General features: G+C 39.8%; 8 protein-coding genes. All 8 read right to left on the bottom strand.

The window, feature by feature from the left end; all coding sequences use genetic code 11:
* A partial coding sequence (locus tag KKH39_00005; GenBank protein ID MBU1202424.1) for a hypothetical protein occupies positions 1-656 on the bottom strand: 656 nt, incomplete at its 3' end.
* Between the two features lie 3 nt (positions 657-659).
* The gene (tgt, locus tag KKH39_00010) at positions 660-1,829 is read right to left on the bottom strand and encodes a tRNA guanosine(34) transglycosylase Tgt (protein ID MBU1202425.1); all 1,170 of its coding nucleotides are present in this window, start codon (positions 1,827-1,829) and stop codon (positions 660-662) included.
* A gap of 7 nt (positions 1,830-1,836) precedes the next feature.
* Positions 1,837-3,678: a hypothetical protein gene (locus KKH39_00015; GenBank protein MBU1202426.1), complete on the bottom strand. Its 1,842-nt coding sequence runs from the start codon at positions 3,676-3,678 to the stop codon at positions 1,837-1,839.
* Positions 3,671-4,369 carry a DNA repair protein RecO gene (recO, locus tag KKH39_00020; protein MBU1202427.1) on the bottom strand — a complete coding sequence of 233 codons (699 nt, stop codon included), beginning with the start codon at positions 4,367-4,369 and terminating at the stop codon, positions 3,671-3,673. The genes KKH39_00015 and recO overlap by 8 nt, the downstream gene beginning before the upstream one ends.
* A 3-nt stretch (positions 4,370-4,372) precedes the next feature.
* A complete protein-coding gene (ileS, locus tag KKH39_00025; GenBank protein MBU1202428.1) occupies positions 4,373-7,336 on the bottom strand; it encodes an isoleucine--tRNA ligase in 2,964 nt (987 codons plus the stop codon).
* Between the two features lie 233 nt (positions 7,337-7,569).
* Complete coding sequence (locus KKH39_00030; GenBank protein MBU1202429.1) at positions 7,570-7,809, bottom strand: MerR family transcriptional regulator; 240 nt, start codon at positions 7,807-7,809, stop codon at positions 7,570-7,572.
* 143 nt (positions 7,810-7,952) lie between these two features.
* Entirely contained in the window at positions 7,953-11,297 is a 3,345-nt protein-coding gene (locus KKH39_00035) for a PKD domain-containing protein (protein ID MBU1202430.1), read from the bottom strand.
* A gap of 246 nt (positions 11,298-11,543) precedes the next feature.
* The gene (locus KKH39_00040; GenBank protein MBU1202431.1) at positions 11,544-12,182 is read right to left on the bottom strand and encodes a hypothetical protein; all 639 of its coding nucleotides are present in this window, start codon (positions 12,180-12,182) and stop codon (positions 11,544-11,546) included.
* Positions 12,183-12,285 lie beyond the last annotated feature (103 nt).

Raw genomic sequence — 12,285 nt, forward strand, 5'->3', positions numbered from 1 at the left:
ATCAAAAGAGAATCACAAACTTCACTCACACCAACTACTATCACAGCCGAACAAGTACTATTGCAATAAGTACCATTTGTTTCTATTACGCCATTACCACATCCTTCGCTAAATGTATCACCATCATCACATACTTCAGTGGCCTGAGTCAAACCATCACCACAAGTAACACTATAAGCAGTCATATTGATAGCTGATATTACTTTGACATCTTCACCGCTATAGCTACTACAAGAGCCAAAAGAAATAGCTCCACTAGATTCTCTAGTCATATAATATCCGCTGTCGCTAGCATCAGTTTTACTAGGATCAACTGGTATAGCCGGCAAATAGGTTCCCAGAAAAGAAGTGTCATCTACGACTAAACATCCATATGTATCACCATCACAGGTCAAGGTGGCCGAAGAATCACAAAGTACTACTTTCATACCTACTGCCACAGTAGAACTAGCAAAATCAGACGGGGCAGCACCATTATCAGCTGTATAAATATCTACTGCCTTACTGATAGTCGCCAGATCAGCCCAGCGTCTACCATCATTGGATTGGCCAAATCTTTTTGTCGGATTTAAAGAAACAAACACAGCTCCCATAACTACTGTAATAATAGATACGACTATTATCGCTTCTATCAATGTAAATCCCCATTTCTTCATATTTTAAAACATATCTTTTTTTATACTTACCCTTATATCTTCCATCAAATCAAGATAGAATTTTAAATTATTAATTGTTGCTAGACGAAGAGCCAGCGGCTCTTTAGTTTTAAATAAATGATGTAGATAGCTCTTTGAATAATTTTTTAAATAGCTGCTAATTGCTTTGGTATCTTTGGCAAACTTGGCATTATTGATATTGATAGTTTCGTACCAGCTTGAGGAATTATCATTGCGAGCGGAGCGCAGCAATCTAGAACTTTTAGATTGCTTCGTCACTTTGTTCCTCGCAATGACAGGCAAAGGGCCTTTTCTGATATACAATTTTCCGTGGCGCGCTTCACGAGTTGGTATGACACAATCAAACATATCAATGCCACGCCTGACAGCTTCCACTATATTTTCCGGATAACCTACGCCCATCAAATATCTAGGTTTGTTTTCCGGCAACTGGTCAACTGTATAATCAAGCACCTTATACATAGTACTAGTTGGCTCACCGACTGCCAGACCACCGACAGCATAACCATCAAAATTCATAGCCACTAGTTCTTGAGCTGAGCGCAGTCTGAGGTCTTTGAAATCTGCTCCTTGGACTATACCAAAGATAAGTTGTTTTTTTATTTGTTTGGATTTTTTGTCCAGACTTTTTTTGTAGTCAATAGCAATATTGGCCCAACGGCTAGTCCTTTCCAAAGCAAGTAATGCTTCTTTTCTAGAGCTGGGCAATCCGACACATTCATCTAGCACCATCATAATATCACTACCCAATGCTACTTGAATATCAATGACTTTTTTGGGATTTAAAATATATTTTTTACCATCTATATGAGATTGAAATTCGATATTATCTCCTTTTATCTTTCTCAGTTTGGCCAAAGAAAATACCTGATAGCCTCCGCTGTCGGTCAAAATCGGTAAACTATTGTCCATAAACTTATGCAATGATCCAATTTTTTTTATCACTTCCAAACCCGGACGAAGTAAATTATGATAAGTGTTGGATAGTATTATCTGAGCTCCCAGATTTTTTATTTCCTTTGCTTCCATTGATTTGACAGCCGCTTTGGTGGCAATCGGCATAAAAAAAGGAGTATTAATCTCCCCTCGGGAGGTCTTTAATACTCCTAATCTTGCTTTAGATTTTTTAGATTTTTTTAATAGCTTAAACATTAATTTTTTATTGAACAATGCCTATGGCATCTGTCGTGTCAGCTATCACATCGGAAGTCTTCAACAATTTTGATCTAACCATTACCTCTTCTAGACCTTTGGCCTGTACAGTAGTCGGATTTAGCAATGTAGCGGCTTGACCCTGGCTCTCACTAATTGGGGTGATTTGTATCAAAAATGAAGCGGTTAATGGCAATATATATTCATTAAAATTAGCTATATTCCAAGTAAGTGTTCTACCTTCTAGATCAAATTCTAAATCTCCAGCTTGGATATCTGTCTCACTGATAAAATTTACTTCCGGAGGCAAGGTGGTCTCAACAGTTACATCATCAAATTGACCGGTTGCTTCTGGCAAAGACCAAATAACAAGGTATTGAGTATCCTCTCCTACTTGAGGTGGCAAAACACCGGAGCCAACTCTTCGTCCTCCCAAATCCCAATATATTCCATTGTTGAATCGCAGACTCTCGCCAACAGTCAAAAGAAGCGGTGAGGTGACCTGCTCCCAATCGGATAAACCTTGAATATTTATTTTTACTATATTTTCTATTGTCCTATCTACTTGTGGTTCACCGGTGATCTTTACCTGCCAAGTAAAGGTCTTGGTTTCTCCAGTCGGCCATGAAGACAAGCTTTCGTCCTCATCTTTAGTCCAAATTATTTTACCTTCTTCATAATTGCCAACACTATCTAAAGTATCCCAACTCAAAAGAGGAGTATCAATCAGAGCCAAAATTTGGACATCTGAAATATCAGCTTCACTTTGATTTGTTATTTCCAGTTGATACTTCAAAGTATCATCCCAATTGACAGCCTGCGTACCATATTTTCCATTTACCTGCAAACTAATATCAAACTTTGGATTGACTACTGTGATTTGTTTTTCTACTCTGGATAAACGGCGAAAATTATTATCAGCCATATTACCAACTTCTATAACCAATAATTGATTTGTCAAACTATCTACAGGGAAATTGCCATCCAAATACATTATTTTTTCTTCTCCTGGCTCCAGGCTAAATACATAATATTTATTTTCTTGCACAAAATCACTATTGACTGCTTCTGCTGCTGGATTATCTTCTTTCTCCTCTTCAGTCTGCTCTAGCACTACCGGAGCCCAATCATCTGGGAAAAGTACATCAGTATAAAGATTTTCTATTTTTTCATCAGTTAGATTTTTAAATAAAAGCCTAAACTGTACAGGATCAGCTACCAATATCTTGTCTGGACCTTCTATAGCCATCTCTATTTTATTTTCTTTTATAGTGGTATCTATCACTTCCCTTTCTTTGAAATCAGAATGGAAATTTTCTGGCTGATATCCCAGAGTAAATGAAGCTGACAATACCTCATCTTTTTGTCCGACAAGTTGTCCTTTTATTTGTACTTCTTTGGTCTGACCAGGCTGCAAGTCATCCAAAAACCAAGTAGTAGCATTGAGATCATGAGGCTCTACACTCGCCTCATCAAAATAAAATCCTGACGGCCAACGGACGTTAAGTTCCATTTTCTGTAAAGGCACCACATCTATATTTTTATATTTGACTATATAGACAGCCTGATCACCAGAAACTATCTCTTTGGGACCTTCTACTGAAAACTGTGCACTTCTTTCCGGCTCAGGGTTGCTTTGCTTGTTCCAATACCAAAATCCAGCCAAAGTGGCCAAAAATATCAAAAACAAAAACCATAGACAACCACCTTTACTCTTGGGAGCTTTATTAAAGCTCTGATACTCCTTGGGCACAGATCTTTTTCTGTTCAAAGATGGCGCTTCATATGATTTTTTCCTGATAGGCGCTCTTTTGGCGGCATCAAGATTGCGTTTGCTTATTTTAGCCATAAGTAAATAATTTTAATGAATTAGAAGGTCTTTCAAATATTGATTGATAATAAATTTGTGATACTTTGAGCCATTCACGACTAAGCTGATTATCAATAGATAGATTGATGAGCTCAGCCCAATCAGCCCCGATAATATACTGCAAAAAATCAAACAACTGACTACTAATCTCTATATTGGTTTTTTGCTCGTGCTCCATATACATTATACCTTGACTATCAGCTGTCTGGCCAGCCTCAAATCTAGGCTGCCATCCGGCCAAAGCCAAATATTTCCACAAAAAAGCTCGCACCAAAATCATCTTTTTTTCCATCACAATAGCCGGATGATCCAGTATGGTAAAAATATGCTCCAGCAAAGAAAATTCCCTAAATTTTTGCCCAGTATTTCTATCAGACAAAAACAACTCTACTACTGATGACGCCAAAGACATATTTCTGAGATTGTTTCTAAGGTTTGGATAATGGACCAAGATACTAGCACCGGCCATATGATCTAGCTTGCCACGACCAATCATCACTCTGACTTTGGCAAAGGGTAAAAGATGCCCGGACAATTTGCTACTTGATTTGGCAGCTGACTTCAAAACTGCACTAATAATGCCTTCCTGGGGGGTAAACAAATCATAGACACGGTCAGCTTCGCGCCAAGGACGGACTCTGAGTACAAAAGCATCGGTCTTAAAAGACATGACTTACAATTTTAATCCTAAAATAATTTCCTCGCCGTTTATATTACATTCACTAAAATGTTTGGGTTTTTCAGACACTTCTATCAGATCACCGGCCGAAGTATTTTTTATCAACTCTTCTTTGTATTTTAAAATAAGCTCTTTCAAATATTTTGAATCTGTCTGGTATGTTTCTACCGGACTGTCGCTTGGCTTGAGACCAGATTCTTTTCTCAAAGCATTGATAAATCTTATGAGCTCTCTGACTACACCACGATCTTTTAGTTCATCATTTAGATTGGTATCTAGTGAAACACTAAAATTATTAATAGCCACTGTTTGCCAACCATCTTTGGCTGATACTTTATCAACTATAGATATTTTTTCTACATTAAGCTCATCAGACAATATCTCTAGATATTTTGTTTGACCATCCAAATTTGGTTGTCTTTCAATAGCTAATTCTGCCAATGGCTGCCTGACTTTGAGTCCTGCTTTGGCACGCAGAGCATGGACATTCTCAGCAATCAATTTGACAGTGTCCATATATTGCAAAACCTTTTCGTCAAATGTGGCACTATCAAAATTACTCCAGTCTTCCAAATGCACCGACTCTTTTTGCGTCTCAAAACTTTTATAAATAATTTCCGCTGTCATCGGGGCAAAAGGAGCAATTATTTTTGACAATTCAAACAATACAAAACCCAGTGTCTCAATACCCTGACTATCGCCGTCCTTAAATCTTGACCTTGATCGTCTGACATACCAAGTTGACAAATCATCTACAAAATCAAATATTGGACGAGTGGCTTTGACTAGATTGTACTCTTCCATGGATTTTGACACTTCCTTGTGTAATAGAAACAATTTGTAAATTATCCATTTGTCCAGGTCACTAGTAGGATTATTTGGCAAGCTAGCTTTTACTTTTTTATTTTCAGAAAATAAATTATAAAAATTTAAAACATTTTGCAAAATGACCACAAATCTTCTATAGGTAGTTTGTAAATCTTTTTCTACAAAAGAAAAATTCTCAGCCAACATGACAGGCGATGACAAAAGATACATTCTCAAAGCGTCAGCGCCGTACTTTTCCATTACTGCATCTGGCTCCGGATAATTCTTGAGTTTTTTACTCATCTTCTTGCCGTCTTCAGCCAAGGCAATACCATTTACAATACAATTTTGAAAGGCATGACTAGATTTTATTCCGCCTGATATGACATGCAAATAATAAAACCAAGCTCTGGTCTGATCAGATCCCTCAGCAATAAACTTGGCTGGAAATATTTGGTCAAAGTTTTCTTTGTTTTCAAAAGGATAATGAAACTGAGCATAAGGCATAGAGCCTGACTCAAACCAACAATCCAAGACATCAGGAATACGACGCATTGTGCCGTCACATCCACTTTGCGAACAGGTAAAAGTCACTTTGTCCACCACATGTTTGTGAAGGTCTTCTACTTTTATGCCACTGGCATCTTTTAATTCCTCAATAGAGCCAAATACTTTTTGAGTCTGACATTTGTCGCAGACCCACAGCGGTATGACTGAGCCCCAAAATCTCTGACGAGAAATAGACCAATCGCGAGCTCCTTCCAGCCATTTGCCAAAACGACCAGCCTTGATATGCTCGGGAATCCAATTTATATTTTTGGCATCTTCAATTAATTTGTCTTTTATCTTTAATACATTTACAAACCAAGATGAAGTAGCGTAGTTGAGTAGTGGTGTATCACAACGCCAACAATGCGGATAGCTATGTTCATACTGCTCCTTGGAAAAAAGCAGATTACGCTTGGCCAAATTTTTTAGTATTTCTACATCAGTTGCCTGGACATTATCTTTTGGTTTGACATTTAAGCCGGCAAAATCTATAGCCTCTTTATTGATATGTCCGTCCATGGCCACGTGTTGAATAAAAGGCAAGTTTTTTTCACGACCTAGATTCATATCATCTTCACCAAAAGCTGGTGCCATATGCACAATTCCTGTTCCTTCTTCAGTTGTCACAAAATCTGCCGTATATATTTGCCAGCCATTGTCTCTATTGGCTAAATTTTTATCATTATAGTAATAATCAAATAAAGGCTTGTATTTTTTGCCAACTAAATCTTGGCCTTTAAAAGTTTCCAGTATTTCATGTGCTCTATTATCTACAATCTTATCTAATAACTCTTTAGCCACAATAAAAGTCTCAAATTTAGGTACGCTAACATTTTCTAATGTACCAATTTTTATACTCGACTTTTCACTTCCCGTATCTATCTTAACTTTTACATAATCAATATCAGCGCCCACAGCTAGTGCTACATTGCCAATCAAGGTCCAAGGCGTAGTTGTCCAAGCTAATACAAATGTGCCCGGCTCTTCTACCAGCTCAAACTTGGCAGTCAGTGACAAATCTTTGACATCTTTGTAGCCTTCGGTCACTTCGGACTGAGAAAGTGTAGTCTCACATCTTGGACAAATATGCATAGAGCGGTAATCCTCATAGATCAGGCCCTTGTCCCAAAGAGTCTTGAAAACCCACCAAATACTTTCCATATATTCCAGGTCCATGGTCTTATAGTCATTTTCCATATCCACCCAGCGACCCAGGCGTCTGATAGTCCCTTTCCAAATATCAGCATATTCCATCACCCGACTACGGCAATTTTCATTGAATTTATCAATGCCATATTTTTCTATATCTTTTTTGGTGGCAAAACCAAGCTCTTTTTCAACAATATTTTCAATTGGCAAGCCATGGACATCCCAACCCCATTTTCTAGCCACCCTAAAACCATGCATTGTCCAAAAACGAGGCACCACATCCTTCATTATAGAAGCGACCAAATGTCCGTAGTGAGGAGTACCTGTTGCAAAAGGCGGGCCATCATAAAAAAGATAGTCACCCTGAGGCGCGTCTTTGTCTATTGATTTTTGAAAAATTTGATTTTTATCCCAAAAATCCAGTATTTCTTTTTCTTTGTCTTTAAAATCCATAAGTATAATGTTTGCTTATTCTAACCCAAAATAGCCTATTTGACAATAATAGCTAGAAAAACAAAGAATAAATCTTTTGCCAAAAAGTCTTGGCTTTTTTGCGACCGCCTTTGGCCTGATATACTTTGGCCTTGCTAGTCGGCAGGCAGAAAATTTTGTCTAGTTTTTGTTTCATAATAATATTTTTTTGTTATAAATCTCCTGGCCCCCAAGCATGAACAGGGCCAAGAGGCTTATAGCAATTTTTTTATTTCTTCAATTGTATATCTTTTTTTATTTTGTAAATCATCAATTTTATTGAGCACCCTCATTGCTTTTTCAGGATTATAAAGACGGTAGCCACCTTGACTTCTAGCGTCGGCCTTGAGTAATCCCTCTCTGGTATAAAAATTTATAGTAGATGGCAAAACAGAGAACATTTTGGCTAGCTCCCCGATTTTGATAAGTCCTGTATCTCTAATCCTCTTCGGCATAAATAGTGTCTTTATTATAAACCATAAAGTAAAAAGTGTAAAGTAACTATTGGCACTTTATAGTTGTATATAAATAAAATAAGCCCCGCTTCTGTACACATACAGTAAGTGGGGCTCTATTAGGGTTTCAAAACAACAAACGGTTACTTCACCAGGGTAATCTTTCGGACGTCAGTTCCCTCGGCACTACATATCATATAGAAGTAGGTGCCAGAGACAAACTCCTTTCCATCAAAGATCACTTCGTGAACACCTGCGCTAAGAGTCTGATCAAGCAGTGTCTGTACTTTACGACCTCGTATGTCGTAAATGGCTACTGTAGCATGACCAGTTTTTTCCATCTTGAAGGCAATCACTGCCAGCGGGTTTGAAGGGTTGGGTTCACTGTGAGGATACACATCATTATCCTCAGGTGGCTTGGACGATGTGATGTAATCCGTACGCACCAAGGTGTCTGCTTCAGCAGCGTTGGCTACAATAAGCGACACTGTATAGATACCATGGATACCGTAGGTGTAGGTCGGATTCTGAACAGTGGACGTATTACCATCGCCGAAACTCCAGTTCCATGAGGTCGGTTCACCAGTTGATTGGTCTGTAAACTGAACAGGATTACCAGTGTAGACGCTGATCGGAGTAGCAATAAAATCCGCCACAAGTGGCAGGCACTCATTGAAGCCACTGGTTGCTTGAGGATTATTCCTTTCTTCCAAATCCCGAAGCAGAACAGTCCCAGCAACACCCGCCGTCTTATCAGCAGTCCCTGCCTCGCCATTCATGTGCCACAAAGTTGCCGTGTTAGCATCCGCCATCATTTCTGCAGCGCTGGAGTAGTAATTGGAAATTTCAGTAGCTGTGCGTGCTACCGTAGAAACACGAACTTCATCAATTACTCCTTCCAGGTAATTGATATAGGTACCATTATAATTTTGGGCGGCCATACTTCCCAGCAAAGCACTGCTAGTATTTGGCGTGTCCAAAACAGTAGTGGAGGTACCATCTAGCACTCCATTCACGTAAACCTTGGTTGGTTCACCATGTTTAGAAACCATAACAACGTAATACCATTCGTCCACGGTTAGGACTGTGGAACCAACCACGCTCGAGGGGGTTGTGCCGTAACGCTCCCCCACAAGATGACCAGTATTGTCCACATAAAGATTGAACATCTTATATGGATCCACATTCCAATAACTGTAGATATTTTGCTCTACGTTGTTACGATCCAGTTTGACCCAAGCTTCAACGGTGGTTTCGCTACCAAACACTCCTCCAACCATAACGCCGACAGCTAGATATTGATTCACGCCGTCGAAATGGTAGGCACCGTTACCAGTGCAACCACTAGGATCAGCCACTGTGATGTACGCATAGCGCGTCAAAATATCAGAACCATACTGATTCGCCACATAAAGGTATACATCATAGACACCGGCCGAAGTATAAGTATTACTATGAGGGCCTTCTCCTGTTATGTCGTTACCATCTCCAAAGTTCCAGTACCAGCTATATGGCTGACCACTTGACTGATCAGTGAATTGCACAGTCAAAGGCGCTGGGCCAGATGTCACATCAGCCCTAAAGTCAGCTATAGGAGGAATGGGATCGTTGACAGTGATTAAGTTAGTTTTTATAACTGTATCACTACCTGATCCGTTTGACGCTGTAAGAGAAACGGTGTAGACACCTGCTGTGGTGTAGGTGTGGACAGGATCTTCTACTGATGAATTAGCACCATCGCCAAAGTCCCATGCCCATGAGGTAGGGCTATTGGTTGACTGATCAAAAAACTGAACAGTCAATGGATTAGCACCAAAGGTTGGAGTAGCAGAGAAATTTGCAGTCGGGACAGGAGGATACACATGAATGTAGCTCGTCTTAGTTATAGTATCACCTCCTGAACCGTTGGAAGCTGTCAGCGAAATAGTAAAATCGCCAGCGCCATTGTAAGTAAAACTTGGATGTTGGCTAGCTGAAGTGCTACCCTCACCGAATGTCCATACCCAAGAAGTAGGGTTGTTGACTGAAGTATCAGTAAACTGCACAGTTAATGGCACTGTGCCAAAGGTTGGTGTTGCAGTAAAATTAGCTGTAGGCACTATTTCACCAACGATGATGGTCATGTCGCCATTGACCGTGAAAGGACCAATCAGCTCCTGCTCTCCGCCGACCATAGCGTAAAAACCATCGTAGGTTCTGCCCTCAATCATCTCAATCGGATCACCGAAGTCCGTCACTGACAAACCGGAGTGATAAACTCCATCGCCTGCTACTTTAGCCAGACTGGTGAAAGTCACATTGTACATGTTGGCCGATATGCCAGACATATACTCAACGTCTGGCTCTGATCCACCTTCCCAGGCAAAGACAATCTGTTGACCATCTTTGACAAAGGTTTGGTGTGGCACCTCGCCAACCATGTATTCATCCGTGACCGGATAACCGAAGACCTCCCAACCGGCGTTGTTAACCCAGTAATCCCAAAATCCCTCCTTCAACAGATAGACGCCAGCTGTTCCGTCTCCCTTGATTAATGCGCTGTAAGGCAAAGTCAAGCCGTTGTTGGGGCCATAGAAATCTTGAATCCACATGTCGTCCACTTTGTGCACGGCTTGACCATAGGAGACCCAGTCAGGAGCATTGTCCCAAGGAAATCCAATAGCTCCATGCTGAGGAGTATCTTGCCCCTCAAACACATAACTATCGTATTTGTCCCGGAAAGCTTGAGATAGACCGTCTGTTCTCCATGTCGGATAGCCCGAGTAGTCCTCATTGAGCACAAAGCCAACGGGGACATAGCAGGGATCGTAGCTGTCCATCTGCAGAAAAGCCATGGGGTTGATGGTGTAATTCTCTAGTTCGTGCAAAGGATCCTGCACGTTTGGCAAGTAAGGCGACGGCAGGAAGGGATGTGTATTTGACGAAATATTGGTGTTGCTGGTAGATACCACTTGACCCGTATCAAGCCTCTTATACCTATCTATCTGAAAATGTAGATGGTAGGTTGAGGGTCCAGAATTACCTGTTGCACCAATTGTTTGCCCCTCATATACTACACTACCAACTGAGACTGAAATAGAACTCAGGTGGCTATAACAAACGTATATGACATCTTGTGGAGCTGTTAGTGACGGGATGTCTCCCGAATCATGACGAACGACTATTGTATTACCAAAACCTCTGCTATCCCAACCGGCCGAGACTACCTCACCGGAAGCTATAGCAAATATTGGGGTAACAGAACACGGGACATCAACAGCCGGATGGCCTCCCTTGCCTTCACCGTATCCACAACCGCAAGTAGCGCCATCATCTTGATTGTCTCGATACAGTGTTCCGTTGACCGTACCGATATAATCAAGAGTGCCCGTACCAACTACGCCACTATATGTCATGTCGTAGTCACGAACATCGATGGGCTTTGTCAGAGCCCAGGCATTGGTGGTAAACAGCACCAATGCCAACAGGATCATCATTGTACGACGCATTGTTCTTTTCTCCTTGAAATTGGGTGAATCACTTTGGCAGAAGAATTACTGCCATAGCAAAAGATAACTAGCGGAATCAACAACCTCCCTTGTGTTTGTTGTTTTAATTGTAATGAACTGAAATTCTGACTTTGTGGTCAGAGAAAAAGAATATTACACTATCCTATTCCTCAATCTCTGGACACAAAAAGACCAACCGTTACAAGTAACTCTCAATTTCGCTTTTCTATTAAATTTGTTGGTAATTTATATAGCTTTTATGCTTCGCATCATTCTTATGAATTCATCATAACTAACAATATCATCATTAGGTACAACTGAGATTCCGTAGTAATGGTAGCCTTCTAACAAATTAATTATTGCCACATAATCAGAACTGACTCCTAATATCGGCATAGTTTCATTCAATGCTTTACCATCAATAATGGCAACACTGCCTATGTCATTATTTAAAACCTCAATAACTTGAACTTCTATTCTTTGGTCCGTTCCATAAGTGACGTAATAACTACCATCTACAGACTCGAATGTATGAAAATCTTGAAAACCCAGTCCCCTCTGAACGTGTGACTCTTTAGTATGAGCGCGAAAGGATACAACGTTGTCATCGCTATCATTTGTTCTTAATGTTAATAAATTAACGTTCAGCATATCTTCATTAATAATCAGCTTCATACCATCTAAATATCTAAAAGAATACCCAGCTGGCATATTGTCATACTCAACCCAATCACTTGTATCAAGCTCACTTGTGTTTACATTGTCAATGTTCGTGTTTTGATTATTATTTACAACTATATTTTTCTGACTATCAAAATAGTAGAAAACCCCCGCTACTATAAGCAGTAAAATGATAATATAAATAATTAAATTCTGTTTTTTCATACGCTATTTAATTAATATTTCTACTGGTAGAATACTCTTTATAAACTAGCTTGTCAAATAATTGGCTATGGTTAGAGCAAATTTATTCAACCCAAGGGGTTAA

This window comes from Patescibacteria group bacterium (genome assembly GCA_018819405.1).
Lineage (GTDB): Bacteria > Patescibacteriota > Patescibacteriia > UBA1558 > GWA2-36-10 > XYD1-37-29.

Excerpts from the sequence above, each read along its gene's own strand:
- tgt (MBU1202425.1), bottom strand. The coding sequence starts at position 1,829 with ATGTTTAAGCTATTAAAAAAATCTAAAAAATCTAAAGCAAGATTAGGA.
- KKH39_00015 (MBU1202426.1), bottom strand. The coding sequence starts at position 3,678 with ATGGCTAAAATAAGCAAACGCAATCTTGATGCCGCCAAAAGAGCGCCT.
- recO (MBU1202427.1), bottom strand. The coding sequence starts at position 4,369 with ATGTCTTTTAAGACCGATGCTTTTGTACTCAGAGTCCGTCCTTGGCGC.
- ileS (MBU1202428.1), bottom strand. The coding sequence starts at position 7,336 with ATGGATTTTAAAGACAAAGAAAAAGAAATACTGGATTTTTGGGATAAA.
- KKH39_00030 (MBU1202429.1), bottom strand. The coding sequence starts at position 7,809 with ATGCCGAAGAGGATTAGAGATACAGGACTTATCAAAATCGGGGAGCTA.
- KKH39_00035 (MBU1202430.1), bottom strand. The coding sequence starts at position 11,297 with ATGCGTCGTACAATGATGATCCTGTTGGCATTGGTGCTGTTTACCACC.
- KKH39_00040 (MBU1202431.1), bottom strand. The coding sequence starts at position 12,182 with ATGAAAAAACAGAATTTAATTATTTATATTATCATTTTACTGCTTATA.